This is a genomic window from Devosia sp. YR412 (assembly GCF_900110945.1).
Classification (GTDB): domain Bacteria; phylum Pseudomonadota; class Alphaproteobacteria; order Rhizobiales; family Devosiaceae; genus Devosia.
Genome location: NZ_FOFL01000003.1, coordinates 442,072 through 468,277 on the forward strand (window position 1 = coordinate 442,072; position 26,206 = coordinate 468,277).

Genomic DNA, 26,206 nt, shown 5'->3' on the forward strand with positions numbered 1-26,206 from the left:
GATCGTCCCCTTGTTCGAGCTGCCGAGCCTTAAATAATAATGGCAGGCGTCGCCTCTAAATTCTCGCCGGAAGCGACTACATAGCTTTGGCATCCGTCCGCCCCAAGCCCTCAGCCGAGGGTGCAATGCGAAGCTTTATTGGACTTTTGCAGCAGAACAGATTTTGCCGGGATTAGGTGGGATTTCGTGGGATCAGGTGACAATTGGCGGCTGGCGGTGGCCATAAGTGAGCCTGAGCCGACTCTGCAAAACCTTGTTGAACCTGCGCACATTTGGACTATGTTTTTAGCCAAGCCTTCGGGTTGAAGGCTGCCGAGTCCCGGCGACCGAGATCAATATCGGTCGCCACCGCAGGTGGTGCTGCGGCAGCGACCTGGCCAAATCCACTCCTGACTGACAGGACACGATATGGTTGATCCCCTCTTTAATCTGCTTTCAAGCGCCCTTGAAGCTGCTTTGAACGACGCGTTGTTTTTGCCTTTCACTGCCTCCCTGCGCTAGACAGGAGACACAAGTGAAACATCGCACTTCGATGGCTTTCCGCCATCAGCGTCCGGCCGGCTTTCTTCTAGGCGACAAACCCGCCTTGGTCGATTGGCGCAATGCGCTCGAGCGGCTCGACGGCAGCTACTCGCCGCACACGCTGCTGAGCTACCGCTCCGATTTCGCCAGCTTCGAAACCTGGTGCAACGAGCATAGTCTCGCCTTCCTCCCGGCCAATCCGTCGACAGTAGCCTCCTTCATCATCGCGTTGACCGAACGCCTCAAGCCATCCAGCCTCAAGCGCAAGCTGGCCGGCATCCGCAAGATTCACCACCTGCTCCGTCTGCGCGATCCCACCCGTGACGTCGATGTCGATCTCGCTATCCGCAAGGCCCGTCGCCTCAAACCGCAGCGCCCGACCCAGGCCCTCGGCATCACCGCCAACTTCCGCGACCGCCTGCTGGCCACCTGCACCGACGACCTCACCGGCCTTCGCGATTGTGCCTTTGTGTCCGTCGGTTTTGACACCCTCTGCCGCCGCTGCGAACTGGTTGCCCTGCGGGCCGAAGACCTGGCACCCAATCACTTCGGCACGGCCAGCCTGCTCATTCGCAAAGCCAAGAACGACCCGGACGGAGCAGGACGCATTGCGCATCTGACGGCAGATGCCCTGTCAGCGCTGCAGAACTGGATTGCTGCGGCCCAGATCAAGCATGGTCCGCTGTTCCGCCCGGTGTATGGGAAGTTCGCCATAGATCGCCACATGAACCCGATCGCGCTCACGCGTATCCTCAAGAAATTGGCCAGAAGCGCTGGCTGTACACCCGAGGAGGTGTTCAGCATCTCCGGCCATTCATTGCGCGTCGGCGCGGCTCAGCAGCTGACCATCAATGGCGTACAACTGCTGCCGATCATGCGGGCAGGCGGTTGGCGCTCGACGAACGTCGTGGCGCGGTATGTTGAGAATGTAGATATAAACGTGTGGGGATGATGCCGTATGGCGGGGAAAAGCGACGCTCAGGTTAAAATCATTCTTAATTGGCCAAAGATTGTGATTTAGCGTGCCTCGCATGATTTGGGTCCGGCAATCCTGCGATCCATGACGCGAACTATAAGGCAGAGCACGCATGTCGGACACCGAGCGTAACTATGACCTTTTAGACATTCTGCGCGTCATCAAGGGCGTTTGGCGGTGGGCATTGCTCGTGCCGGTGCTGGCAGCATGCGTGGTGGGGGCGTGGGCCTACTTTGGCAACCAAACGGCAGGCCTCCCGCTTCGCGCGCAGACCGTTCTCAGATTTCCCGCTGCCGCTTTTCAGACTGATGCGGCAGAGCGTCTGACCCGGTCGATAACGCCTAAGCCGTCTTCCAATGAGGCTGCTATTGTCGTTGCCACCGAGGAACTTCCAAGCCAGTTTGCTCCGACGTACCGGACGGTCAGGCTAATAGTCGACACTGCTGCCGATATTGACGGCCAGGCGCTGCTCGAAACAGCCGTGCTGCGGTTTGAGCAGGTGGTCCAGACCTTTGACACACAGAACCAGCTTGAGACCCTGGAAATTGCAGCGCAGCGAGACCTGCTCACCGGCTATCTGACGGCGCTCGATGACCAGACGTCATCTGACCCGAGCTCCGACGACACCACAGCGAAGGCCAATTCGGCGGCTTCCCTTGTCTCAGCGCTGACAGATCTCAATGCGCAAATGCAGCAAGTGCGTGAGCGCGGCAGCGGGCCGGTGGTGGTGGTCAGCCCAATAGAAGGTCAGTCAGTCGGCTCGGGTCTGCGTTGGCTGCGGTTCCCCATTGTTGCAGCGGTCGGCGGGTTGTTGGCAGTGCTGTTTGTCGCCTTTACCCAGGACGGAATTCGTCTTGCCGCTGCACGTCGACGTCGTCATTCATGACCGTTTGGTCCGATCATGCGATCGAGCAATCCCAAGACAGCCGGGCGACAGGTCGCGGGCTCACCCTGGTGGCGGCATTCTGTCTGTCACTGCTGGTCTTTTGCGCGTCCGCGCTTGTCGCCTTCCTGCTGAGGACCGATTGGGCGCAACTGGCCGGCCTGGGTTTTTCCGGAACCACCGTCCCTGACGCCCTGAGCCTTGAAAAATCGGTCTATGTCGCCTGGTCCAATAGTTGGGACAATATCCCCAACATCCGCACCTTCCTCGGTACGGTCATCGTGTATTTCCCCATCACGCTGTGGGGGAGTGGCTACGCGGCCTTCGCCAATGTCATCATGTTGGCCGCTGCCGCCACGCTGTTCTATTCCATCCTGCAGCGTGTTGACCGGGATCGTCAGACCGGCATCTGGTTGGTCGCGATCGCGCTGGTATCGAGCAATTTCTACGTCATCGCCTGCATTTTCTACCCGAACAAAGAAATTCCGCTCATCCTGCTGTCGACCCTGGCGTTATGGGGACTGCTATACGGCAAATGGCCTCTGGTCGTGGTCTCGATAGTCCTTTGCTATTGGTTCCGGGATGGCTATGCGCTGATCATGGCGATGGTGCTTGTCGTGGCGCTGTCGCGGCGCTTCGCCTTCGTCTCCGGTGGGGTCATCTCAGGCCTTTTTCTGGTCCTGCTGTTTCTGTCATTTCCGATAGCCGATCTTTCTGCGGTCGACGCCTCCCTGCAGCGCAACGTTCAGATCGGCTCCCTGATCGCCGGCGACAAATTCTCGGCCTTTGGCGATATCGCTGCTTACCTCGCCCGCCTGATCGGAAATGCCTTTAACCTTGGGCTGCGGCCGCAGATGGCCGATGTGAACGGTGGCATCAACCTTTTGGCCATTGGCTACTGGCAGTTTGGCATTATTCTGCTCGGCGGCCTGTTCTGGAGCGCCCGCAATGTGCTGACGGACGACGTGTCTCGAGGCACCACGGCCCTGGTCGCGATCGTCGTGCTGCTTGGAATTTCCTACGGCACCTTCGTGCAGCCGCGCTACATGATGCCGCTGATCTTTCCCTTGACCCTAGGCCTGTCGGATAGCCCCCTCGGCCGCTATATTGTGATACCTGCAGCGATACTTTTCCCATTGCTGTTTCTTGTGGCGGGCGTCCTGCCGCCCTTGGCCGACGCCTAAAGTGCAGGATTGCCGTGCGGTTTTGGGGCTAGCTCGATCGCATCGAGAATGCGCGTATTGGCACGGTCGATGTCGAACTGTTGCTCGGCCATCTCTCGGCTGCGTTGTCCCATCACGCCGACATGCTCGGGATGTTCGAGAAAGAGACGCATTGCTGCGGCCAGAGCTGGTGCGTTCTGCACTGGCACCAGGAAGCCGTTGACGCCTTCCACCACTGTTTCCCGACAGCCCGGAACGTCGGTGGTGATCACGGCGCGGCCCATGGCCATGGCCTCCTGCGTGGCACGGGGGAAACCTTCCCGATAGGAGGGGAGAACGAAGACGCTTGCCTGCGCTATCCAGGGTTTGACATCCGTATGGCCTGGCCATTCCAATAGGCCTTCGTCTACCCACTGCAGCACTGTCGCCCGACTGACGCTGCTCGGATTGGTGTCGACGTCTCCGACGATGACAAAACGCGCCGCAGGGAAGTCCGGACGAATCAGTCGGGCGGCAGCAACAAACTCGGCGAGGCCCTTCTCGTAGAGCAGACGGCCAATGAACAGAAAGGTCAGCGGGCCGGAAGCGGGCGGTACAAAGCCCCATTCTTCGAGATCGACACCGATTGTGCCCACGACGAGCGACCGGCCCGAGGGGACGAGACGGCGCGTCAGAAATGCGGCTTGGTCATCCCTGTTGAGAAACAGGGTTCGGCCGGCAAGACCGAGGGCGATGCGGTAGAGCGTCGAAACACTCCGCTGCAGCAATCGCTCCTTGACTGTGTCGCTGTGAATGAAGGCGTGTCCAAGGCCTTCGATCAGGGCGTAGCGGCGTTTGACGCCGGCCAGCCAGGCCGCCAGCGTGCCGAACACTACGGGCTTGACGGTATAGGACAGGACAAGATCCGGAGCGACGCGTCTCAGGCTGTTGCGGAGCTGCCAAGTCGCGTGCAGGTCCTTCACCGGGTTCATGCCATTGCGGCTGAGGCGATGATCGAGCGGCGTGGCGCCAAGGGCGACCACCGCAGCGCGGCTTGCCGGTGTATAATCTGGCACAAATGCCACGACCTCGTGGCCGTCTTCGACCAGCCTTCGAATAAGCGCCGCGCGAAAGTTCAGCAGCCCGAAAGCCTGATTGCCGATGAGGGCAACTTTCATCGGCCCGCTTCCGGGCCGGCGGCTTGCGACACGCGGCTCAGCCAGTTGTGCCACCAAAGCGACTGCTCCGCGCCAATGCTGCCCGCCACTTCCGATCTGACGCCAGTCGAGGCCGGTAGGAAGATATCCTTGCTCATTCTCAAAACCGTGGCGCCGATGGCCGCAGCCAGGCTGACAAAATCCCTGCGGCCTCCAAAATAGTGCAGCTGCACCAGTGCCAGCGCTAACCTGGTGCGCAGAATTGTTTTGAGCCGGACTTTGTCGCGAAGCCTATAGGCCATCAGCACGCTATCGAGGCAATGATAGGCGCTTTCGGCATGCGCCCGTAGCAGCAATTCCTGGTCCTCGCAGCGAAAAGGGGCCGGATCGGCATAGTGATGCTTTCGGAACCACGCGGTCCGGCCCATCCAGCTGGGATGCGCCAGATAAAAGCCCAGCCAGGGCCGGGCGCAAATGCTGGCGTGGGTGGAGTGGAACGGAAACTCGCCCAGCACTCGGTTGTCCTCCGACAAGGCAAGGCATTTGGTCCCCAGCAGGTCGGTGCCAGGATTGGCTTCGAGGTAGTTCACCTGCTGCTCAAGGCGTTCGGGATGGGCCACGTCATCATGATCCATGCGGGCAAAATAGCGTCCGCGCGCCATTTCTATCGCCTGGTTGAGCCGGGTCGCCAGACCGCGGTTGGCGCCATCGGCAATGATCCGGATCCGGGTATCGAGATCTGACCCCAGCCCGGCGATCGCGGCGTCCGTCGAACCGTCGTCGATCAGCAGCAGTTCCCAGTCGGTGAAGGTCTGCGCCAGCAAGGATGCCAGCGCCACCCGCAGGGCCGCACCGCCATTGAACACCGGCATGGCAATGGTGAGCAGCGGCGGCGGACCCTCGACGCTCACGGCGAGCCTCGGGTCTGCGCCAGGTCATCCCGCAGGACGGCGGCAAAATGTGCGCTGTTGCGTTCGTAATCATAGGTCTGCGCCACGGCCAGCAGTCCCGCATTCTGATGGCGCGACCAGGCGCCGTCATCCTCCAGCAGCCGGTCGATGGCCTTGGCCGCTTCGGGGGCCGAAACGACGGCGTCGCCGCCAGGCATGGAGGCAATGCAGCCAGTCGATCGTGCGACGAACGGCGTCCCGGTTGCCATGGCGTCCAACAGCACCAGCGGCTGGCACTCCGTGTGAGAGCCCGAGAGGAAAAGCCGAGACCGCGCATATTGCGCCAGCAGGGCTGCTCCAGCGACACCGCTGTTGAAGCTGACCATCTCCGGCGCCAGCCCTAATTGTAGGGCCTGCGCCCGCAACACCTCGGAGAAGACGGTGTGTTCCTGCCCGAAAAGCGCCAACGGAATGACATTTTTGGCCCGTGACCGCGCATAGGCCTCCAGCACGTAGTCGAAGCCCTTCGCAGGAGTATAAGAGCCCACCGAGATGATCTGCTCACGCGCCGCCTGTGGCGTGGCGAGGGCAGCGGCATCGCAGCTGTTGGGAATGACGTGAATGGGAATGCCGACCTTGCGGGCAACCCTAAGGTCATCGAAGCGGTCGTCCGAGCCGCCTTCGGCCAGGAAGATCATGCCGTCAAGGCTGGCAATTTTCTGGCGCAGCGTCCACCAATAGGGCCGCCACAGCAGGTAGAAGGCCAGCGACCGCACCGGAATAAACGGCAGCCAGCTGTTGGTGGACAGGCAATGGCTGTAGAGGAATCTACGCGCGTTGAGCTCGCTGGCGAGCTTCAGCGGAATGTCCGTGCTCCAGGTCTGCCAGGCCTCCATGACGATGCTGTCGTAGTTTTCGGTTCGCAGAAACTGGCTATAGCTCTCGACATCGCCGCGGATCGGATTGCGCAGATAGTCCGCCCCGGTGACGGCGAAGCGCTCGACCCGCAGGCCCTCCGTCAACTCTGTCGTCCGGTCGCTGCCGCCAGTTGCCACAACCACTTCAAAGCCATGCCTGACCAAACCCAGGGCATGGCGATGCACTGCATTACCCAGACCGCTGTTGAACGGCGGATAAGTCGGTGTGGTGAGCAGCACCTTCATAGCCGCGTCCAGTCTGCTGGGATCAGGTCGCGCGTGTCGTGCTGCGCGCTGCGGAACCAGTTGCGCGGCGCAATGACCGTCTTTTCGGCTCGTGGGTTGAGCCAGGCGCCCCACCAGCTGAACGAGCTGTTGGCGATGATATGGTGATGGCACAGCGCCATCAAATGCATGTCCTGCTCGTCGTGGCCATCGTCCTTGGGCTCGACAAACACCGCTGACGAAAAGCTTGTCAGATTTGCCCGGGCCCAGTCCGGATCATCGCTGAACACGATATATTCCGGATTGGGCAGGATCCGGCCAAGTTGCTGTTGTGCCGCGGCGTACCATTGGGGTTCGCAGGTGCCATGATAGGCGTTGGCCGTGGCATTGCTGACATAATCGCCACGACGCACATGCACCGAGATCATGGGACGTTCGGCCAGCATGTCGGCAATGGCCTGCCTGTCGGGTGTCAATGCATCCCGGAGCTGGAATTCTCTACGAATGAGGTCGGCATGCGCTGCGAAATAGCGCTCGCTTTGCCAATTGCCGGCAAGGTGCATGGACGGCCTGAGGTCGAGGATCGCCGGATCGAACGGGAACCCTTTCTCCACAATCCGGTGCTGGCCGGTCAGCCAGCGCGGCAGGCGATGCAGCCGGCGGCCAATGCGGCCAAGCTCGCGCGGCATATCGGCCTCGGTCGCTAGTTCTGCAGTGATGCGGAATTGGGAAAGGGCATAACTGCGCAAAGCGTCATGTTTGAGGCCGCGCACGTCCAGTAACAGCGGGGCACCATGCCGTTCGGCCAGGGCGCGGCCCATGGCATATTGAAACATCTGGTTGCCGAGTCCGCCGGTCAGGGCAGTGATGTAGGCTTTTTGCACGCCACGTCCTATATCTTGGTCCGCAGGACGCGCCGCGTCTTGCGCAGCACTTCCGCAACAGGGCGGGGTAGGGCCCGCCGGACGCTCTGCACCAGCAGTCGCCGCTGGGCTAATCTATAGCGGCTTGCAAACTCGGGCGTCCACTGCCTGGGCGCCCCACCAACAGCAATTGCCGCCCGCCGCCATAGTGCCACTGCCTGAAGCGCAATCCGGCCCGAGGCCGGCACGCGTCCATGATAAAGCCGCGACAGGTCAAGACAGGTCGGCAGGGGCACGTCCGGCAGCACGTGCTGCAGATTATCGGCCGAGATGGCGATCACATTGTCGAGCATTTCCTCGGCGCCACTGCGCATCATGCTACCGGGCACTTCGCGATAGACCGTGTGCACTTCCGCAAGGTTGGCGATGTCATGGCTGCGGGCGATGCGCGACCAGAATTCATAGTCCTCGGGAATGCGCTTGCTCCGCTCCACCCGGTATCCGCCCATCGCCCGCGCCACCTCGGTGCGATACATCACCGAAGAATGCACGAAGGGATTGTCGAACAAAAGGTCAAGCTTGAGGCTGTTGGATTCGACTGGATGGCGGTGAAAACGGCCGCTCTTGTCATCCCCGACATAAATTTCGGCCCAGGTGCCGAGCAGGGCGACCTGCGGGTTGGCCTCCATGAAGGCCAGTTGCCGTTCCAGCCGCTCGGGCAGCGCCAGGTCGTCATTGTCGAGCCGAGCAATAAAGGTGCTGGTCGCCAGCCCGATGCCGCGATTGAGCGTCGCGGCCAGCCCCTGGTTGTCCTGATCGAAGACCCGTAGACGTGGGTCGTTCCCCGCAGCAAGGATGGCCCCCGAGCCGTCGCGCGATCCATCGTTAATGGCCAAGATTTCGTCGGCGGGGCGAGTTTGATCGAGCGCAGAAGCCAGCGACGCAGAGAGTGTCTGCTCGGCGTTATAGACGGGGATGAGGATGGTGATTGTGGGAGCGGTCAAGGTCTCAACGTGGTGATTTGGTCAGCTGCGTGCCAGTTACAAAAGCTGGCGAGATGGTGTGCGTGTCAACCCTTGCCATGGCGCAGGGCGCAGAGTAGCAACGCCTGAAGCTAATCCAACAGTCTTGGAACGAAAATGCTGTCACGTCTTCTTCCACTGTATCGGAACGCAGTTCCGGCATCGATACGCGAACCTCTTTCGCGGGCGCTAAACTGGCCGGAAGGCGGCATGGTGTCTTATTCCGCACATGGAGAAGACCTTTTTGTGCGCGGTTGGCTTGACGAAATCGGGGTCGAGCGGACCAGCATTCGCTATTTTGATATCGGCGGCAATCATCCCAGCGTATTGAGCAATACCTTCCTGTTCTACAAAATGGGCGGTTCCGGGGTGGTCGTTGAGCCGACACCGCGTGAAGCCGATTTGCTAGCTGCCGCTCGTCCGCGTGATGTCCTCGTCCGGGCTGGCGTCGCCTTTGACGAGCAACGAAGCGCCACGCTTTTTCAGTTCGAGCCTTCGGTCTACAACACGTTTGACGCAGCTCAGGCTGAAGACAATTTCAAGACGATCACCGAGCTCGGCTACCCCATAGAACGGCGTGCGGCAATTTCTGTCCCCCTTGTGCCTGTGATGGAACTGGCCGAGCAACACTTCGGCGACGGGCCCTGCCATTTCCTGTCGATCGATGTAGAGGGCGTCGATTCCCTAATCCTCCAATCCATCGATTGGTCACGCTTCCGGCCTTGGTTCATCTGCTGCGAGCGACCGGATGTTGCCATCAGCGCAAAAATTCTCGAGGCCGGATATTCGTTGCGCTGCCAAGTGCCGCACAATGCGATTTTTGCCCGCGATGACGTAATCATTCGCCAGATTTGACTGAGTTTTGGCAGCCAAGGTGAATTTTTTTGGCAGGGTAATAAGAATAAGGCTCATCGGCACCTATGATAGATCACGCGGCATCTTCATCTGCAGGGGAGCTTCTGGTTTCCATAGGTATTCCTACCTACAATCGGGCTGACTTGCTAGACCGACGACTAGAAAACGTACTTGGGCAGACCTATCAAAACCTTGAGGTAATAGTATCCGATAATGCCTCGCCGAATCCCGAAGTGGCTCGTGTTGTCCAAAAGTGGTGTTCGAGGGACACGCGTGTAAAAAGTTTCCGGCAAACGACCAATATAGGGGCGACAGGAAATTTTCTGTTCGTCATGGACCAGGCTGTTGGTGAGTATTTTGCGTGGGCGGCCGACGATGATGAGTGGGATAAGGACTACATCGAAATTACCGTGTCGGGTATTGGGGCGGCCCAACTATATATGCCCAGCGCTGCTGTCTGGTATATCAAAAGCGGTGAACAATCGCCGTTGAATTTGCCAAATTTGAATACGACAGACGGCCATTATCACAATGCTAAGAGATTTTTTGAGAATGCTCAGCCATCGATAATATATGGTCTGCACAAACTTTCAGAAATTAAAAAGTCAATGCCTAGAACGGCCTTTGATTTATCTGATGTTTTGGTCGTTTATAAAGCTGTTTTGGGAGGCGGTGTGATCACCGGCGGGCCGTCGGAGTACCGCGCCGGCTTTCCTGAAGAAACCTATGTTGTAAAGCCATTTGGTCGCCTTGGAAGCACTCACAAGCTATCCTATCGGGCGGCTCTTGCAGGTTGTCTTTTTGCGACATTCAAAAGTGAAAATTTGTATTTTTATCAACGGGTTATTTTGGCGGCGGCTGTTGTCCGGTTGATTTTTAGAACTGCTGATCATTTAGCGCGTACTTACCCAGATGTTGCGCGATCACATCATTTGCTATTGAGTAGAGTCATGATGCAACTGGACAGGACTAAGGTCCAGCTCAGGCGGCTTTATTTTTGGCGATAGGAAGCAAGTGACAAACGAGCAATTCCGATGGCAGTGGGTACGTCAGCGTCTTAGCGAGGTGCCCGCCGGTCAGTCGTTGCTCGATGTTGGTGCCGGGGAATGCTTTTATAAGCCGGACGCGGCGCACCTGCATTACGTTGCCCAAGATCTGGCAACCTATGACGGCAAGGGCGATGGAAAGGGGTTGCAGACGCGAGAGTGGGACACGTCTCAGATCGATATCGTTTGCGACTTGCTCGATATCCCCGAAGACACGCAATATGATGTGGTCTTGTGCTCCGAAGTTCTGGAGCATGTCGCCGACGCTCCGGCGTCGGTTCGAAAAATGTGCCGACTGGTCAAGCCTGGCGGGCAGATCATCATCACAGCGCCATTCATTAGCATGACCCATTTTGCCCCGCAGCATTTTGCGACCGGCTTCAGTCGCTACTTCTACGAGCACCATCTGGAAGTGGCCGGATTTGACGTCGTCCGTATGGACGCAAATGGTAACATGTTCGAGCTTGCGGCCCAGGAGTTCGATCGCGGCATGGATCTGATCGGCGTTTACAGTGGCCAGCCAATGAACACCTTTTTGCGCAGGCTGGGTGGCCGGCTGACGCGCATGGTCGCCAGCTACGGTGCTCGTTACCCCCAGTCGTCCGAAATCGGTCTGTTTGGCTGGAACGTTGTGGCCGTTCGTCGCTCGTAAGCGCAACGATGGATAAAAGCGTTGCGTTATCCGTACCTAGGCGGGACTAACAGTCTAGCGGCGTCCCAGGCCCTGCGCGGAAGAAACTGGCCGCCTCGGGATTATAGATTACCACCTGTTTTGCATCAATCGACCACAAGGGCACGTCTGGGGACACGCACCACGACTGGCTGACCTTCTTGCCATCCCAAGTCGTTTTCCAGATGCCGCTTTGTGACGCCGTCGCCCACAGTTGTCCTTTCTCCAGGAACGGTCGCCAGCCAGGCCGGGTGACATATAATGCAGCGGTGGTGTCCCAAATCGCGCCGATCGACTCCACCTTGTCCGATCTGTTGGGCAGGGACCATATCAAGGCGGTGTGTTGCTGTGTGTCGAAGGGGGGCGCTTCCGGTATCCCCGCCAGCAACTGTTGCTGATAGGTCCATGCCTCCGCCCAGCGCATGGTTTGGGTAATGCTTTTTCCGCCGATCCAGATCAGGCCCGCTATCAGGGCGGAGGCCAGCACTAGCCTCGATAGGCCGCGCGCCTTGTCGAGTGCGACCAAGGCACCAATGCAGACCGCTAATGCAAGCCACACGTTGAACGCGATATAGGTTCGCGAAAAAATGCCTTTTGCGGTCATCCCATAGCCGGCTGCGTAGAAAAGCGTCATCGTCGTCGCGGCGCCGATTGAAACGGCAAGCAATGCAATGACAATGGGGCGGTATGCGCTCAGGCGCCAGTACACCGCGGCCAGAATAACTAGGCCCACAATGATCAGGACATGGGCTGTGCTGAGCGAGGTAAAAAACAGCTCTGCGAGCCATCTTGGCGCGGTGTTGAGGATGTCTACGAATGGCGCGGTGACCTGCTTTCCCGTCCCCCTGCCGTCGGCAGCCAGAAAAAGGCTCCAGCCGATGACCGACAATTGGGCACCCCCCAGTATTGCTAGAACGCGAAGGGCCGTGAACCAGCGTCGTTCCTTGTTCAGCGCAAAAACCAAGATGGCCATCGGGACGAAGCAGAACCAGAATGCTTCGTAGATCAGCGTGGACAGGATCAGGCAGAAGGCAGCGGCAAAAAGCGGTGGCAGGCTGTTAGAGCCGGTGGCAACCAGATAAACTGACGCCATCATCAGACAGACTGCCCATAGACCTGGAAACATCACCGGCCATGCAGCATAGCCTAGACTGGTGGGCGTCAGCATCCAGACAAGCGCGGCCAGGCAGGCGGCCCAACGCGCAGAGCCAGGGTTGAAGGCGAGCTTTCGGGCGACCGCCAAGCATCCAAGATAGACGAACCCGCTGGTCACCAGCACCAGGATGGCGCCGTAAATATGCCAGGGGACCGGATTTGCTCCAAACAACGTTACCGCGGCATAGCCTAGCCCCACATATAAAATACGGCTAAGGCCGCCGCTTACCAATGGCGCGCCATATGGCGAAGTCACGGTGAGCAAAGACCAGTCATCGTGATAAAAGCCCAACACAAGCGGGCGCCAGGAAATGCAGATTATCCAACCAAGCACTATGGCAAGGAGCGGCGCTTGGTGGGCCATCCATTTTCGGATCGACCTCCCGTCCAAAGATCTAGACAGCGTTGTTACTCCTGGAGGGGGCGGCACTTATTGACGGGAAGCCAACGCTATCCTTGATCACATATTGTGGTTTGCCATTTAAGTGGACATAGGCGCGTCCGAGATATTCTCCAATCGCGCCCAATGCGATCAATTGCACGCCGCCGATGACCAAAATGGCAACCAGAATCGAGGCCCAGCCAGGCGTGCTGGTGCCGGCGCTGTCGATTAGTCGCGTAATCGTTAGCGCCGCTGCCGCTCCAAGACCGAGGATGGAAAGCGTTACGCCGGCAAAGGATGCTATGCGCAGCGGCAAGATAGAAAAATTTGTCGCCATCTTGGTCCAGAGAAACAGTGATTCGAAGAGCCCATAATTTCCTCTCCCGGAAAGGCGCTCACGGTGTTCAATTTCAACGTTTTCTGCTGCTGAAGTTACCGTGAATATTAGCCCGTCCACATAGGGAAATGGGCCATTGTACTTGATTATTTCCGAAACGACTTCTTGCTTGAGCACCTTGAATGACGATAACCGCAGTCCGGTGGGTTTGCCGATCAACTTGGCGGCGGTCCAGTCATTGAAACGAGAGCCCCAACGCTTCCACCACGCGTGCTGCTTTTTGACAAAGGCGGCATAGCTGACGTCGACCTCTGGCCCAAGGACTGCCCGCAGTCTGGCAATGTCCTGAGGCTCGTGCTGCAAATCATCATCCATCAGGACGACTACCGCGCCGGTTGCAAAGCGCATCCCCGCCAACAGCGCGCTATGTTGGCCCACATTCTTTCTCAGGTTGATCATATGAAATTTGGGATGGCGATCGGCGATCCTGAGCATCCCGGCCCAGGATTGGTCGCTACTGCCATCATTGACCATGACCACCTCAAACGACCCGGATGGGATCATGCTCTCCAATGCCGCCGCCAGCCGCTCGGCTAGTTCAGGCAAAATGTCGGCACTATTGTAGACAGGAATGACCACCGACATTTCCATGCAACTAATCACTCCGAAGTTTGGTGAAGACAAATTGTCTCTGCAGAAAATAGGACACCCCGGCCGACGGAACCGCGGCCAATAGGCCTGCCAGGTATGGATCAATCCCAAGTCTGCCGCTGGCCTCAAGCAGGAGAACCGTAAAGCCGAGTACCAGCAGATAGGAAACGGCGAAGCGCCAAAAGGGGGCGGCTTGACGTTTAAATACCAAAGTCCCGATGGTCCGGTAGTTGAACATGATGCCCAGCAGCATCGCCGTGGTCGATGCCCCGAAATACCCCAGACCCAGATAGATGCACGCCGAATAGACCGCATAACCAAAGGCTGAGTTGAGGATTCCAACGAGTATGAAGCGGACACCTCGGGTGCGGACCTCATCCCTGATCTGGTTCACGATATTGGTCCGGCTAACCACGATTCATGACGTCCCGCAGATGAATCGCCTTGAAGAACAGCGTCTTCGCCAGCGCCATGCTGGCCGAGCTGAGTGACATTCTGACACTGGCCAATTTATTGAGCGGCATGGCGTGTGATTGCGCGACAAGCTTCATTTCTCGCAACATATTATTCATCAGCCCGCGAGTGCTGTTGTTCGCATGATATCGGTTCGCAATATATGCCAATGGCAGATGGTAGGTCTTCCCCACATTTGCCAGGAACCAAGACATTTCGACATCGGCCACATATGGCAAGTGCGTGTCGTATCGATGCGTCGATCTTGATACGGTGCGCACCAACAGGGGAATGCCGAATTGGTTTCGCATGGACAGGACGGCCTTGCGTCCAATAACGTCGCCGTCGATTTCGCCGGCTCTGTCGAATCGCCGATACGCAAGGTGCCGCCCGGCTTGATCAATATACTGCAGGTCGCAATAGACCGCCGATACGTCAGCCTCTCGCTCTGCCACTTCAACGGCGCGCTCCAGCGCATCAGGCGATGCAAGGAGGTCATCATGGCATAACAGCATATAGTATTTGGTCTCTACGAGATCGAGACAGGCATTGAAATGCGCCAACATGCTCAATGATTCAGCCTGTCGCACAATTCGGACGCGAGCATCGCTGCGGTATCGTTCCAGAATCTGAGCTGTATCGTCCGACGATTGATTGTCGCTGACAATGACATGCAATCGTTCCGTCGTCTGTCCTAACGCAGATTGCAAGGCCGCTTCGATATAGTCTGCGCCATTTCGAACTGGAATGAGAATGGTAAAATCACATGATCTGGAAAATTCCGGTTCAATAATACCTTCAGATAAAGTCATAATATATCAAACGATTCACTTGCCGATCCTAACCAATAGGGGCAGAAAAAACCTGTCCCGGCAAGGGCGCTGTTAGTCCTGTTGGGCAGACAATGTTCGCACAACACCATCTGCCAGACTTGTAGATGGTGTCCATCGGAACATTTTCCGGGCGTTGGAGATGTCCAACACCACTTCGGCGGGATCGAATGGCCGGCCTGGCTTGAAGCTCTTGGCAAGCCGATGGCCGGTGGATTTTTCCACGATATCAATCAGTTCAATAAGGCTCGTTCCGACCCCGGAGCCGCAATTGAAGGTTCCCGTGACGTCGCTCTCTGTCGCGGTCAGCAGCAGTGCGATAACGTCGGAAATATAGATGTAGTCTCTGACAATGCTGCCATCGCCCCACAGCGTTGCCGTCTGGCCGGTCCTAGCCAGACGGATAAAGGTGTTGACCGCCCCCAGCTGCCCGATCATGTCCTGGCCGGGTCCGTACGGATTAGCGAGGCGAATGATCGTCGCTGCGAAGCCGTGATTGGCCTCATACATCCGCAGATATTGCTCGATCGCCGATTTGACGACGCCGTAGGAGCTTACAGGGTTGAGCGGATGGGCCTCGTCGATGGGCAGATAGTGCGGCTGCCCATAGACGGCGCCGCCGGAGGACAGGAAAAGGATGCGCCGATTGCCGATGTGGCGCATCGCCTCCAGCAGTCGCACCGTGCCCATGAGATTGGTTTCGATATCAGCGAGCGGGTCGGCATTGGATGTTGCGGGCGTGACCGAGGTGGCAAAGTGGCAAATGCGGTCGGCGCGGCCCAATAGGTCGGTGTCGCTGGCCAATGCCTCGATCCCGCCGGATCGGTAGTCCACCGCCGTGCCATGTCCCTTCGTGATAGTTGGTGCACGGCCTACAATCGTAACGCTATGGCCCTTGTCGACCGCAGCAGCCACAAAATGCCTGCCGATAAAGCCGCTGCCGCCGATGACCACCAGATGCATATGTCGCTTGCCTCCAAAGGCCGCGCGGTGGCGTCAACGACCTGCGGCAATGCTTTTTAGATAGCCGCCATAGGCACTCTTGCCCAGCGCTTGGGCGGCCGCCTCGAGCTGCGCCAAGTCGATGAAACCCTGCCGGAAGGCAATTTCCTCGGGACAGGCAATCTTGATGCCTTGCCGTTTTTCCAGGATGCCGACGAACTCGGCAGCTTCCAGCAGACTGTCGGGCGTACCGGTGTCGAGCCAGGTATAGCCCCGTCCCATCAGTTCGACATTGAGCTGACCGCGCTCGAGGTAGATCCGGTTGACGTCGGTGATCTCCAGCTCGCCACGGGCCGATGGCTGGAGATCGGCCGCAATGTCGACGACCGTACCGTCGTAAAAATATAGTCCCGTCACGGCCCAGTTCGAGCGCGGCATAGCCGGCTTTTCCTCCAGCGAAATGGCAGCCATCTGGGCATCGAATTCAACCACGCCATAGCGCTCGGGATCGGCGACGCGGTAGGCGAACACGCTGGCACCATGGCTGCGGCGCGATGCAGCGCCAAGGATGCCGGCCAAGCCATTTCCAAAGAAGATGTTGTCGCCCAGGATCAGGCATGACGGCTGGCGATCGACGAAATGCGCGCCGATCGTGTAGGCTTGGGCAAGGCCGGCCGGCTCGGGTTGCACGGCATAGCTGATAGCGATGCCCCACTGCGAGCCATCGCCGAGCAGGCGCTTGAAGCTGTCACTGTCATGTGGTGTGGTGATGATGAGTATATCGCGGATGCCCGCCAGCATAAGCGTGGTCAGCGGGTAATAGATCATAGGCTTGTCGTAGATCGGCAGCAACTGCTTGGATACCGCAGCCGTGATCGGATAAAGCCGCGTGCCGCTGCCTCCCGCCAATATGATGCCCTTCACGGCGCGTCTCCCTTGATCGCGGCATTCACCGTCGTCGTTATCAGTCCCAGCCGCTCACCGTCATGGCGGGCGAGGAGCGGTTTCCACCACCATTCATTGTCGAGATACCAGCGGATGGTCTGCTCTATGCCGGAGTCAAACGTGTAGCCGGCGCGCCAGCCCAGCTCGGTTTCCAGCCGCGTTGCGTCGATGGCGTAGCGTGCGTCATGTCCCGGACGATCCTCGACGAAAGCGATCAGATCGGACCGTGCTGCCGTCGCAGGCCTGATGTCGTCGAGGATGGCGCAGATGGCACGAACCACATCAATGTTCCGTCGCTCATTGCGACCGCCGACATTATAGGTTTCGCCCGGACGCCCACGCGCCGCGATGATATCCAACGCCCTGACGTGATCGTCTACATGCAGCCAGTCGCGGATATTCTCGCCGCGCCCGTAGACCGGCAAGGTCTTGCCGTTCAGGGCGTTGAGAATGGTCAGCGGGATGAGTTTTTCTGGAAAGTGGTAAGGGCCATAGTTGTTCGAGCAATTTGAGACTACCACCGGCAGCCCATAGGTCCGCTGCCAGGCCTTGGCCAGGTGGTCCGAGGCCGCCTTGCTGGCCGAATAGGGCGAACTGGGGTCGTAGGGCGTGGTCTCTGCAAACAGGCCCTCAGCGCCGAGCGATCCATAGACTTCATCGGTCGATACATGGAGGAAGCGGAACGCCGCCTGTTGGGCGGGCGGCAGCGTCATCCAATAGGCACGGCTCGCCTCAAGCAGAGTAAATGTGCCGAGCACGTTGGTCTGGATGAATTCGGCCGCGCCGGTGATCGAACGGTCGACATGGCTCTCGGCGGCCAGATGCATCACCCGGTCAGGACGAAACTCGGTCAATGCCGCGGCCATAGCCGCGGCATCGCAGATGTCGGCCTTGAGGAACCGATAATTGGGCCGATCTGCCACGAGTGCCAGCGAAGCCAGATTGCCGGCGTAGGTCAGCTTGTCGACAGTCAGGACCTCGTAGCCAAGTTCGAGGACGAGGTAACGCACCAGCGCCGACCCGATGAACCCTGCTCCGCCCGTGACCAAAACCCGCATGAATAAGCGTCCAGACCAAACTTGATTTAAATGCCGCGCGTTGACGGGCAAGCTCCAGTGGCCAGCCCGATCCCGGCCGAGCTGCCCACACTAGCCGAACTACGCCTTTCGACGCAGGAAGCCGCTTGGCGCCACCGAAATCAGCAACTTGTCGTCGATGGTGGTGTCAATCTCGAACTCCGGATGGGTTTCGAGATATTTCCACACAGCCGTCTTGGGGTTGTCACCATGGCCCCAAGGGCGGTCCGGATAGGCGTCGGCAGGCAGATCCTCGATGATGGTGTCGAACACCACGCAATAGCTTCCCGGCGTCACCATTGGCGCATAGGCTTTGAGTTCGCCCAGCACGTGATCGTGGGTATGGTTGGAATCAAGGCTTACCAGAACGCGCTTGGCGGCGCCGACCTTGGCGCGGACCTGCTCAACAATGGATGCATCTATGGACGACCCCTGGATCATGTCGATGCGATTGGACATGGGATGGGCCTTGATGGCCGCAAGGTTATGGGCGCGAATATCGATATCCACGCCGACGACGCGGCGTTTCGGCTGTCGTGGATCCAAAAGCTCGCCTGCTTCCACCGCATCGCAATAATCCAGCAGAGCTAGCATGGACGCACTGAGAATGAGTGAGCCGCCGTGCGCAATGCCGGTTTCCACGATAACATCCGGGCGTGTCGTCCAGATCAATTCCTGCATAGCCACCATATCCTGCGGATACTGGATGATGGGCCGACCAAGTGACGAGAAATTATATGAATACTGTGCCGCAATGGACTGATTGCTGAAGGTCTCAGCGGCGCCTTTCAAGGCATGGTTCTGGCCAATAGCGGCAACTCGGGCCGCAACTTCGTCCTGAAAATCAGTCATTGTCTATTCCGATGTAGTTGTACCTGTTTCCAGACATCTCGCGGATCTCCGGCAGATAATTGCTGTTCATGACATAGATAGTTGCGCCGTCGGTCAGTCGACTAAGCCCCTTTTCGGGCGACTGGACTTCTATCCCCGTTGCAGGCAGGTACTTTCCCTGCTTGGCCTTGTTGATGTCGATAACGGTATCGACCTGCAGGCCGAGCCGTTCCATCATCAAGCAGAATAGAACCCCTTTTGAGGCGCCGCCCCAGACGGCTAACGAGGCCAAATCGGGAGCCTCGACCTTGGCCCCGAACTCAGCTGGAAATTGAACCCGATCAGTCTCGTCTAGCGTTGGTCGTCGTACGGAGCCAAGGTCTGCCACTATGCTGAGATACTGACCGCCAAAAGATCGTTTGGCTTCGTAGACCTTGCCAAAAATGCGCAGAAAGTCGGTTAGGCGGAAATAGTTCACATGCTCGTAGAACACGTCGAACCATGTGCGATTTTCGCAGATCCAGTCCAAGCATGGCACCTCGATGTAAATCTTGCCGCCACCGCCGTTGGCATCGCGAAGATCGTGCAGGAAATCGACCGGGTTTTGAATGTGCTCAAGCACATGGCGCAGGATCAGCCCTTCGCCGGAAATTCCAAGATCGGCATTGAAATAGCTGCGGATGATGCGGGGGTTGCTGCCCTCGTAGGTCGGGTCGTATCCTCGGATATCGGCGCCTCGCGACGCGAGCAGTTCCAGAAAAAGCCCTTTGCCACAGCCAACCTCGACAAGGCCCTCGCGCCCCATTGTCGTTTCGACCAGCTCAGCAATCGACTGAAGATGACGTTGAAAAAGTGGGCTATTACCCTGCTCATTCTGATACTCGGCATCATAAACCATCAGCGCAGGATCAAATGCCTGATTGTATATAAGCCCGGAGGTCAAATCCTCTACCAGCACCACGTCACCCCTCGGGCAGTTGCGGGCCTCTTCCCGAGAAGGATACATCCGGTTTTGAAAGATCGGCAATCCTTCAACACGGTACAATTCTCTAGCGTCGCTCATGAATGACCTGTTGTGCGATGGAGTTTTTCGGCATTACCCCAAAAGGCAAAGGGTTCATAGTCGGGATATGGATAGTGCCCAAGATTGGGTACGATCTGTGATCCTGCTGCCGCGATCCAGCTCTCCACCAAAGCTCTGACTGATATGCCTTTGCCAGAGCAAATATTGATCGGCCCCAAACCCTTATGGCTCAGCGAAATGGTGGCGAGCAGTTCTGTGGCTCGCTCGATAGGCAAGAAGTCCCGCAACTGATCGCCTTGGGACATGTTGAAGCGGGTCTCGCCGCGTTCGATTGCAGCGTGGAGGCTTGACCAAAGCGATGTGGGCGCTTGACCCTGCCCATAAAGGTAAAACAAACGACACCAGCTCAATTCGAACGGAAGCTGCGTCTGCAACAATTCAAGTTGACGATGCAGAATGTGTTTGGCCAGTGCATAGGCATTGGTCGGCTCTGGTGTATCGAGCTCCGACAGTTCACCCGATTTCATGCCATATTCGAGGCAGGTGCCGGTGATGACCAGTCTCGATGCCCCATCCACGATGAGCTGCTTGAGGAAGTCGTATTGAAGCGGAAGCTCGTGCTCGAAATGGTGCAATGACTTGTAGTTGGGCAATCCGCCCCATCCGAGATGCACCACGACGTTTGGCCGCCCCAGACGATCGAAGGCTCCTGCGGCGTCGGATATATCAAGTGCGACTTTTTCGATGCCTTCGAGGTGATCGAGTCGTGCCACATCGCGGGCAGTAGCCACGACCTCGGTACCTTGCGCAACAAGCGAAGGGACCAGATGACGACCAATAAAACCGCTGGCGCCTATAACCGCGACGCGCCCTATCACGAGCTCGCGACCAAGTTCGGATGTGTCGTGTCGGCGGATGATATGCGTCTACGGTCTGTTGAATCCACCTCCAACGGCCAGTCCACCCCGATTGCCGGATCATCCCAGCGAATCCCGCGACCAAAGCCAGGGGCGTAGGGCACCGTCATGGCATAAAGCACTTCGGAACTGTCCTCCAGCGTCTGGAAGCCATGGGCGAAACCCTTAGGGATGTAAAGCTGGCGGTGATTGCTTGCACTCAGCTCCACGCCGAACCATTTGCCAAAGCTGGGCGAGCCCTGCCGCAGGTCCACTATAGCGTCGAATATCGCGCCGCGCGTGACGCGCACCAGCTTGTCTTCCTCATGCGGCTGGGCTTGGAAATGCAGGCCCCGCAAGGTGCCCTTGAGCGCATTGAAAGACACCGATTGCTGCACGAAGTGACCGTCCAGGCTATGCCGTGCAAAGTCTTCGGCGCAGGCCGTGCGCGCAAAGAAGCCACGCGCGTCGGCATGCGGCTCGATGTCGAGCACGAAAGCACCGGCAAGAGGCGTCTCGGTGAACTTCACGGGATGATGTCCAGCGTTGGGATGGGCACCACGAACTGCCCGCCCCAGACGTGGATGCCAGACATCTGCTCGATGATCTCGTCGCGGATGTTCCAGGGCAGGATCAGTAGATAGTCGGGTCGGCGTGTTGCTATCTCTTCGGGCGCCAATACGGGAATGCGGGAGCCGGGGAGCAAGCGACCTTGCTTGGTCGGGTTTTTGTCGACGACGAAATCCACCATGTCGGCGCGCACGCCGCAGTAGTTGAGCAGGGTGTTGCCCTTGGCGGCAGCGCCATAGCCGGCAACGGTCTTGCCGGCGGCGCGCGCCTCGATGAGGAATTGCAGCAAGGCCCGCTTGGTCTGTACCACCTCTGCGGCGAAGGCATCGTAGCGTTCGGCATTGTCGAGGCCTTCGGCCTTTTCGCGCGCCAGCATTTCACCCACCGCCGGCGTTGCCGCATGGCCCGACGCCGTGTGGCAGACGAAGACCCGCAGGCTGCCGCCATGGGTCGGAAGGGTTTCGACATCAAACACGCGCAGGCCCGCGCGGGCAAAAATCGGCTCCAGAGCGGTCAGCGAGAGATAGGTGTAGTGCTCGTGATAAATCGTATCGAACTGGTTCTGTGTCAGCAGGTTCAACAGATGCGGAAACTCCAGGGTAACGACACCCTCGGGCTTGAGCACCAGCGGCATGCCGCCGACGAAGTCGTTGATATCCGGAACGTGCGCTAGCACATTGTTGCCCAGCAGCAGATCGACGCTCCAGCCATCGGCCGCAAGCGCCGCGGCGCTGTCACGGCCAAAGAACATTTCCCGTGTTTCGACGCCCTTGAGGCGCGCCGCGGCGGCCGTATTGGCGGTGGGCTCGATACCGAGCGCGGGAATCCCGGCCCTGGCGAAGAATTGCAGCAGGTAGCCGTCATTGCTGGCCAGTTCCATCACCCGGCTCTGCGGGCCGAGCGACAGCCGCGCCGTCATGGCCTCGACATAGCGCCGGGCATGCTCGACCCAGCCGGATGAGAATGACGAGAAGTAGACGTAGTCCTCATGGAAATGCGCGCTGGAATCAGGGCTCGATTCGAGCTGCACCAGCCAGCACGCTTCGCAGACGCAGGTCTTGAGCGGATAGAACATCTCGCCCTTGCTGGCATCCTCTGGCTTGATGAAGGCATTGGAGATGGGAGACAGGCCAAGATCGCAGACCACGCGGCTGAGTGGCGCCCCGCAGGCCATGCATGTCGCTGTATTCATTGGAGGTACTCGTCGATCTGTGTGGCCATCAGGGATGCGGCAGCCGAACTATCCTGCGCCACCGCACGATACCAGCCAGCGGTCTGCTGCAGCGCCTTGTCCAGCGTCCAGCGCGATTGCCAGTGGAGGTCACGCCGGGCGCGGCTGGAGTCGAGGTAGAGGAAAGCGGCTTCATGCGGTGCGTTTGCTTGGCCCTCTACCTGCCATTGCAATTCGGGCCAATGTTGAGCGAGCCGGGTCAGCAATTCGCCGACGCTGACATTGTCAGCCGTATCAGGACCAAAATTGAAGGCGGTGGCGGCGTGGCGATCGCCGGCTAGCAGGGCATTGCCCAGCGTCAGATAGCCGGACAGGCAATCCAGCACATGCTGCCAGGGGCGAGTGGCGGCCGGGTTGCGCACTGTCAGGATATTTTGGCTGGCGGCTGCCCGCGCAGCATCGGCAACCAGGCGGTCCTCGCTCCAGTCTCCGCCGCCAATGACATTGCCGGCGCGCGCCGTCGCCACCAGCACACCTGCACCGTCGAAAAAGCTCTTACGGTAACTTTGTGCGACCAGCTCGGTTGCTGCCTTGCTGGCGCTATAGGGGTCATGTCCGCCAAGGGCGTCTGTCTCGCGGTAGCCCCACTCCCAGCCGCGGTTGTCATAGCATTTGTCGGTGGTGACGACGACAATGCCGGCGATGCCCGGCACAGAGCGCGCCGCTTCCAGCAGGTTGACGGTGCCCATGACATTTGTCGACCAGGTCTCGATCGGGTCGGCATAGCTCTGCCGGACCAATGCCTGCGCCGCCATATGGATCACGAGGTTCGGGCGCGCCTGCGCCATGGCTGTGTGGAGGGCTGCTGCATCGCGAATATCGGCTATGGTTTCGCTGGCCAGCATGCCGCCAATATCGGCGAGTACGGCCAAGTTAGGTAACGACGACGCCCTTAGGGCATAGCCATGCACCTCGGCGCCGAGCTGCCGCAGCAAGGCCACCATCCAGCTGCCCTTGAAGCCGGAATGTCCAGTCAGGAACACCCGGCGACCAGCCAGATTGCCCAGGGTTGAGCGCAGCGAAGTCAAGCCCAAGCCTTCCAGGGTGCCTTGCCGCTCTGCCACAGTTCCTCCAGCATCACCTTTTCGCGCAACGTATCCATCGGCTGCCAGAAGCCGGAGTGTCGGTAAGCCTCAAACTGGCCTTTCTGCGCCAGCGCCTGCAGCGGCGCACCTTCCCAGGAAGAGCCGTCACCATCTATTTCGTCGATAACTTTGGGCGAAAGCACGAAATAGCCGCCATTGATCCAGCCACCGTCACCCTGCGGCTTTTCGATAAAGCCGCGAATGCTGGTGCCGTCCATGTCGAGGGCGCCATAGCGTCCCGGCGGCTGCACGGCGGTAACGGTGGCCAGCTTGCCATGCGATCGATGGAACGCAACCTGCTCGGTAATATTGATATTGGCCAGCCCGTCACCATAGGTGAAGCAGAAAGCTTTCTCATCCTTGACGTAGTCGCGTACCCGCCTCAAGCGGCCGCCTGTCATGGTGTTCTCGCCGGTATCGACCAGCGTGACCCGCCATGGCTCCGCATAACGCTGATGGACCAGCATCTCGTTGTTCTGCATGTCGAAGGTAACGTCGGACATGTGCAGGAAGTAGTTGGCGAAATATTCCTTGATCACGTAGCCCTTGTAGCCACAGCAGATCACGAAATCATTGATCCCGTGTGATCCGAAGATCTTCATGATGTGCCAGAGTATCGGGCGACCGCCAATCTCCACCATTGGCTTTGGTTTTACGCTGGTCTCCTCCGAGATCCGCGTCCCCAGCCCGCCTGCCAATATAACCGCTTTCAAAGTTACCTCGATATTGATCCGGCTCGACAATGTCGCGCAGCGTATTGCTATTAGATGACCCGGTGAGGCAACTCAAGCCAAGCGGCCGTCAGGCGATCAGTTCTTCATAACGGCCCACACGTTTTACGCGACCGCCTTCGATTTCGACCAGTGCATCGCAGTTTTTGAGCGTCGTCAGACGATGTGCGACCATGATGATGGTCACATGCGAGCCGATTGCCTCGATCGCATCGATCAGGGCGCTTTCAGTCTGGTTATCCAGGGCGCTGGTCGCTTCGTCGAGAATGATCAGGTCGGCTTGTTTGTAAAGCGCGCGCGCCACGCCGATGCGCTGCCGCTGGCCGCCCGAAATGCGCAGTCCGCGCTCGCCAACAAAGGTATCATAGCCATTGGGCCAGCTCTCGATCGTCTCGGCGATCTGGGCCGATTTCGCCGCCGCGCGCAGTCGGTCCATGTCGATCTCGTCGCGCTTTGAACCAAAGGCGATGTTTTCGGCAATCGTGCTGTCGGACAGATAGATCGCCTGCGGCACGTGCGCGACGTGACTGCGCCAGGCTCTCTGGTGCTGTTCGGTGATGGTGAGGCCATCGACCTGAATGCTGCCACCGCTGGGTTCGAGCAGGCCCATGATGATGTCGAGCGTCGTGCTCTTGCCTCCGCCAGTTGGCCCATAAAAGCCATAGCGGCTGCCTTTGGGAATTGTCAGTGTCATATCATGCAGCACTGGCGTACTGGCAGTGGGGTATTGAAAGCTCACGCCCGACAGTCGGATGTCACGTTCAAACGGCACGGCGGCAATGGATTGCTCTGGCGCATCCGGCTGGTCGAGCAGCTCGATAACGCCCCAGAGCGAGGCCTCGCTCCCCCTGATGGTGGCAATGGCAGCATAGCTTTGCTGCAGCATTGGCAGCAGGCGCTGGGCCCCCAACGCCAACACACCAAGGGTAGGAATTGCGGAGCCCATGCCACCGTCGGCGCGGGTCAGAAAGAATGCAAGGGTGGCAATCAAGATCATGCCAAGCGTTTCCACGATAAAGCGTGGAGAGCCGGCGATGATGGCATTTCGGCTCATCGCCGCCTTGAAGGGCAGGTCGGCGCTGCGGAAAATCTGAGCATAGGTTTCCTGGGTTCCGTCGATGAGAACATCTCGAATACCCCCCAGCCCCTCCTGCAGTGCTCGAATTGCTCGCGCGGACTCTCGGGCAATGGTCTCCCCGTTTTGCTGCAAGCTTTGTCGCACCGCTATGGTGATCGTGATGTATATCAGGGCGAAGGTGATGCCAGTGATCGCGGCGACTGTGGGATCAGTTACGATCAGCGTGACTAGGATGCTCAGGCCCACTACGGTGGACGTCATCAAGGTTAGAATTTGCGCCACCACATTGCCGGCGACGGCCATGGTCTTGTTCATCACACCATCAATGATGGTGCTCGAATTACGCTGCAGTTGCACCGAATAGGGCTGAAGTAAGCTTTTTCGGTAGGCCCGCTCGCTCAATTCGGTGGCCAGTCCGAACGAGTAGGAGTTATTGGCAACCAACACGATCCAGCGAATTACGCCGGCAGCAAGCGCAGCTCCAATGAAGGCAAGAAGAGCGGCAAAGGCAAGCGAAGACGGATCTAACAGGCCCAGTGCTGAGGCTACAGGCTGAAGGAGCGCATTGTCCATCGCTTGCTGTGGCGACGCCAGAAGTAGCAATAGCGGAAACAGCATTGCCAAGCTCGTCACCTCAGCTATCGACGCCAGCAACGATATGGCAACAAGACCATAGAACTGGCGTCTGCGGCGCTTGGTCATGCGCTGCCAAAGCGCGGCGACAGCGTTCATAGCGCCAGTGCGTGCCGCCAACTTCCGATCTGGGGCATTTACATTCATGCAAAATGTCTCAACTGCGGACCGAGGGTTTCGCCATGGTG

General features: G+C 58.6%; 26 protein-coding genes. 6 read left to right on the plus strand and 20 right to left on the minus strand.

Features of this window, described 5'->3' with window-relative positions:
* The first annotated feature begins 514 nt into the window (after positions 1-514).
* The 3 genes from BM045_RS13405 to BM045_RS13415 all read left to right on the plus strand — a co-directional run bounded on the left by BM045_RS13405 (position 515) and on the right by BM045_RS13415 (position 3,565).
* Positions 515-1,474: a tyrosine-type recombinase/integrase gene (locus BM045_RS13405; RefSeq protein WP_139198790.1), complete on the plus strand. Its 960-nt coding sequence runs from the start codon at positions 515-517 to the stop codon at positions 1,472-1,474.
* Positions 1,475-1,610: 136 nt separating this feature from the next.
* Entirely contained in the window at positions 1,611-2,384 is a 774-nt protein-coding gene (locus tag BM045_RS13410) for a hypothetical protein (RefSeq protein WP_092184046.1), read from the plus strand.
* Positions 2,381-3,565: a hypothetical protein gene (locus tag BM045_RS13415; protein WP_092184048.1), complete on the plus strand. Its 1,185-nt coding sequence runs from the start codon at positions 2,381-2,383 to the stop codon at positions 3,563-3,565. Before BM045_RS13410 ends, BM045_RS13415 begins: the two co-directional genes overlap by 4 nt.
* Here BM045_RS13415 and BM045_RS13420 read toward each other — a convergent pair.
* From BM045_RS13420 to BM045_RS13440, 5 genes are read right to left on the minus strand one after another with little or no spacing between them, the layout of a single operon-like run.
* Positions 3,562-4,701: a glycosyltransferase family 4 protein gene (locus BM045_RS13420; protein WP_092184050.1), complete on the minus strand. Its 1,140-nt coding sequence runs from the start codon at positions 4,699-4,701 to the stop codon at positions 3,562-3,564. The two genes, BM045_RS13415 and BM045_RS13420, sit on opposite strands and share 4 nt — an antisense overlap.
* Positions 4,698-5,591: a glycosyltransferase family 2 protein gene (locus tag BM045_RS13425; protein ID WP_092184052.1), complete on the minus strand. Its 894-nt coding sequence runs from the start codon at positions 5,589-5,591 to the stop codon at positions 4,698-4,700. The genes BM045_RS13420 and BM045_RS13425 overlap by 4 nt, the downstream gene beginning before the upstream one ends.
* On the minus strand, positions 5,588-6,733 hold the full coding sequence (locus tag BM045_RS13430; protein ID WP_092184054.1) for a glycosyltransferase family 4 protein: 1,146 nt from the start codon (positions 6,731-6,733) through the stop codon (positions 5,588-5,590). The genes BM045_RS13425 and BM045_RS13430 overlap by 4 nt, the downstream gene beginning before the upstream one ends.
* On the minus strand, positions 6,730-7,596 hold the full coding sequence (locus BM045_RS13435; RefSeq protein ID WP_210185019.1) for an alpha-1,2-fucosyltransferase: 867 nt from the start codon (positions 7,594-7,596) through the stop codon (positions 6,730-6,732). The genes BM045_RS13430 and BM045_RS13435 overlap by 4 nt, the downstream gene beginning before the upstream one ends.
* An 8-nt stretch (positions 7,597-7,604) precedes the next feature.
* Positions 7,605-8,579, minus strand: a complete 975-nt coding sequence (locus BM045_RS13440) for a glycosyltransferase family 2 protein (protein WP_092184056.1) — start codon at positions 8,577-8,579, stop codon at positions 7,605-7,607.
* Between the two features lie 135 nt (positions 8,580-8,714).
* On the opposite strand from BM045_RS13440, the gene BM045_RS13445 reads away from it, so the two are divergent.
* The 3 genes from BM045_RS13445 to BM045_RS13455 all read left to right on the plus strand — a co-directional run bounded on the left by BM045_RS13445 (position 8,715) and on the right by BM045_RS13455 (position 11,150).
* A complete protein-coding gene (locus tag BM045_RS13445) occupies positions 8,715-9,452 on the plus strand; it encodes an FkbM family methyltransferase (protein ID WP_092184058.1) in 738 nt (245 codons plus the stop codon).
* Between the two features lie 65 nt (positions 9,453-9,517).
* The gene (locus tag BM045_RS13450) at positions 9,518-10,459 is read left to right on the plus strand and encodes a glycosyltransferase family 2 protein (RefSeq protein WP_092184060.1); all 942 of its coding nucleotides are present in this window, start codon (positions 9,518-9,520) and stop codon (positions 10,457-10,459) included.
* Positions 10,460-10,466: 7 nt separating this feature from the next.
* Positions 10,467-11,150 carry a class I SAM-dependent methyltransferase gene (locus BM045_RS13455; protein WP_092184062.1) on the plus strand — a complete coding sequence of 228 codons (684 nt, stop codon included), beginning with the start codon at positions 10,467-10,469 and terminating at the stop codon, positions 11,148-11,150.
* Positions 11,151-11,196: 46 nt separating this feature from the next.
* On the opposite strand, the gene BM045_RS13460 is transcribed toward BM045_RS13455, so the two are convergent.
* The 15 genes from BM045_RS13460 to BM045_RS13530 all read right to left on the minus strand — a co-directional run bounded on the left by BM045_RS13460 (position 11,197) and on the right by BM045_RS13530 (position 26,117).
* Positions 11,197-12,687, minus strand: coding sequence for a hypothetical protein (locus BM045_RS13460; RefSeq protein WP_092184064.1), 1,491 nt, complete (start codon positions 12,685-12,687; stop codon positions 11,197-11,199).
* Between the two features lie 31 nt (positions 12,688-12,718).
* The gene (locus BM045_RS13465) at positions 12,719-13,693 is read right to left on the minus strand and encodes a glycosyltransferase family 2 protein (RefSeq protein ID WP_092184066.1); all 975 of its coding nucleotides are present in this window, start codon (positions 13,691-13,693) and stop codon (positions 12,719-12,721) included.
* Between the two features lie 4 nt (positions 13,694-13,697).
* Positions 13,698-14,087, minus strand: coding sequence for a GtrA family protein (locus BM045_RS13470; protein WP_170848501.1), 390 nt, complete (start codon positions 14,085-14,087; stop codon positions 13,698-13,700).
* Between the two features lie 13 nt (positions 14,088-14,100).
* Positions 14,101-14,958 (minus strand): glycosyltransferase family 2 protein, encoded by an 858-nt coding sequence (locus BM045_RS13475; protein ID WP_092184070.1) that lies wholly within the window; start codon positions 14,956-14,958, stop codon positions 14,101-14,103.
* Between the two features lie 72 nt (positions 14,959-15,030).
* A complete protein-coding gene (locus tag BM045_RS13480) occupies positions 15,031-15,939 on the minus strand; it encodes an NAD-dependent epimerase/dehydratase family protein (RefSeq protein ID WP_092184072.1) in 909 nt (302 codons plus the stop codon).
* 33 nt (positions 15,940-15,972) lie between these two features.
* Entirely contained in the window at positions 15,973-16,842 is an 870-nt protein-coding gene (gene rfbA, locus BM045_RS13485) for a glucose-1-phosphate thymidylyltransferase RfbA (protein ID WP_092184074.1), read from the minus strand.
* Positions 16,839-17,921 (minus strand): dTDP-glucose 4,6-dehydratase, encoded by a 1,083-nt coding sequence (gene rfbB / locus BM045_RS13490; protein WP_092184076.1) that lies wholly within the window; start codon positions 17,919-17,921, stop codon positions 16,839-16,841. Before rfbB ends, rfbA begins: the two co-directional genes overlap by 4 nt.
* 99 nt (positions 17,922-18,020) lie before the next feature.
* Positions 18,021-18,791 carry a cephalosporin hydroxylase family protein gene (locus tag BM045_RS13495; protein WP_092184078.1) on the minus strand — a complete coding sequence of 257 codons (771 nt, stop codon included), beginning with the start codon at positions 18,789-18,791 and terminating at the stop codon, positions 18,021-18,023.
* Positions 18,784-19,833, minus strand: a complete 1,050-nt coding sequence (locus BM045_RS13500; protein ID WP_170848502.1) for a class I SAM-dependent methyltransferase — start codon at positions 19,831-19,833, stop codon at positions 18,784-18,786. The genes BM045_RS13495 and BM045_RS13500 overlap by 8 nt, the downstream gene beginning before the upstream one ends.
* Positions 19,830-20,672: an NAD-dependent epimerase/dehydratase family protein gene (locus BM045_RS13505; protein WP_092184080.1), complete on the minus strand. Its 843-nt coding sequence runs from the start codon at positions 20,670-20,672 to the stop codon at positions 19,830-19,832. Before BM045_RS13505 ends, BM045_RS13500 begins: the two co-directional genes overlap by 4 nt.
* Entirely contained in the window at positions 20,669-21,220 is a 552-nt protein-coding gene (gene rfbC / locus BM045_RS13510) for a dTDP-4-dehydrorhamnose 3,5-epimerase (protein ID WP_092184082.1), read from the minus strand. The genes BM045_RS13505 and rfbC overlap by 4 nt, the downstream gene beginning before the upstream one ends.
* The gene (locus BM045_RS13515; RefSeq protein ID WP_092184084.1) at positions 21,217-22,452 is read right to left on the minus strand and encodes a class I SAM-dependent methyltransferase; all 1,236 of its coding nucleotides are present in this window, start codon (positions 22,450-22,452) and stop codon (positions 21,217-21,219) included. The genes rfbC and BM045_RS13515 overlap by 4 nt, the downstream gene beginning before the upstream one ends.
* Positions 22,449-23,519 (minus strand): CDP-glucose 4,6-dehydratase, encoded by a 1,071-nt coding sequence (gene rfbG, locus BM045_RS13520; RefSeq protein ID WP_244522995.1) that lies wholly within the window; start codon positions 23,517-23,519, stop codon positions 22,449-22,451. Before rfbG ends, BM045_RS13515 begins: the two co-directional genes overlap by 4 nt.
* On the minus strand, positions 23,516-24,289 hold the full coding sequence (gene rfbF, locus BM045_RS13525; RefSeq protein WP_092184086.1) for a glucose-1-phosphate cytidylyltransferase: 774 nt from the start codon (positions 24,287-24,289) through the stop codon (positions 23,516-23,518). Before rfbF ends, rfbG begins: the two co-directional genes overlap by 4 nt.
* Before the next feature lie 88 nt (positions 24,290-24,377).
* Positions 24,378-26,117: an ABC transporter ATP-binding protein gene (locus tag BM045_RS13530; RefSeq protein WP_092184088.1), complete on the minus strand. Its 1,740-nt coding sequence runs from the start codon at positions 26,115-26,117 to the stop codon at positions 24,378-24,380.
* Positions 26,118-26,206: the final 89 nt, after the last annotated feature.

Coding starts and splice junctions, on each gene's coding strand:
- BM045_RS13495 (WP_092184078.1), bottom strand. CDS start 18,791: ATGACTGATTTTCAGGACGAAGTTGCGGCCCGAGTTGCCGCTATTGGC.
- BM045_RS13445 (WP_092184058.1), top strand. CDS start 8,715: ATGCTGTCACGTCTTCTTCCACTGTATCGGAACGCAGTTCCGGCATCG.
- BM045_RS13515 (WP_092184084.1), bottom strand. CDS start 22,452: ATGAATACAGCGACATGCATGGCCTGCGGGGCGCCACTCAGCCGCGTG.
- BM045_RS13500 (WP_170848502.1), bottom strand. CDS start 19,833: ATGAGCGACGCTAGAGAATTGTACCGTGTTGAAGGATTGCCGATCTTT.
- BM045_RS13420 (WP_092184050.1), bottom strand. CDS start 4,701: ATGAAAGTTGCCCTCATCGGCAATCAGGCTTTCGGGCTGCTGAACTTT.
- BM045_RS13465 (WP_092184066.1), bottom strand. CDS start 13,693: ATGGAAATGTCGGTGGTCATTCCTGTCTACAATAGTGCCGACATTTTG.
- BM045_RS13410 (WP_092184046.1), top strand. CDS start 1,611: ATGTCGGACACCGAGCGTAACTATGACCTTTTAGACATTCTGCGCGTC.
- BM045_RS13475 (WP_092184070.1), bottom strand. CDS start 14,958: ATGACTTTATCTGAAGGTATTATTGAACCGGAATTTTCCAGATCATGT.
- BM045_RS13450 (WP_092184060.1), top strand. CDS start 9,518: ATGATAGATCACGCGGCATCTTCATCTGCAGGGGAGCTTCTGGTTTCC.
- BM045_RS13415 (WP_092184048.1), top strand. CDS start 2,381: ATGACCGTTTGGTCCGATCATGCGATCGAGCAATCCCAAGACAGCCGG.
- BM045_RS13460 (WP_092184064.1), bottom strand. CDS start 12,687: ATGGCCCACCAAGCGCCGCTCCTTGCCATAGTGCTTGGTTGGATAATC.
- BM045_RS13530 (WP_092184088.1), bottom strand. CDS start 26,117: ATGAACGCTGTCGCCGCGCTTTGGCAGCGCATGACCAAGCGCCGCAGA.
- rfbB (WP_092184076.1), bottom strand. CDS start 17,921: ATGCGGGTTTTGGTCACGGGCGGAGCAGGGTTCATCGGGTCGGCGCTG.
- BM045_RS13480 (WP_092184072.1), bottom strand. CDS start 15,939: ATGCATCTGGTGGTCATCGGCGGCAGCGGCTTTATCGGCAGGCATTTT.
- BM045_RS13430 (WP_092184054.1), bottom strand. CDS start 6,733: ATGAAGGTGCTGCTCACCACACCGACTTATCCGCCGTTCAACAGCGGT.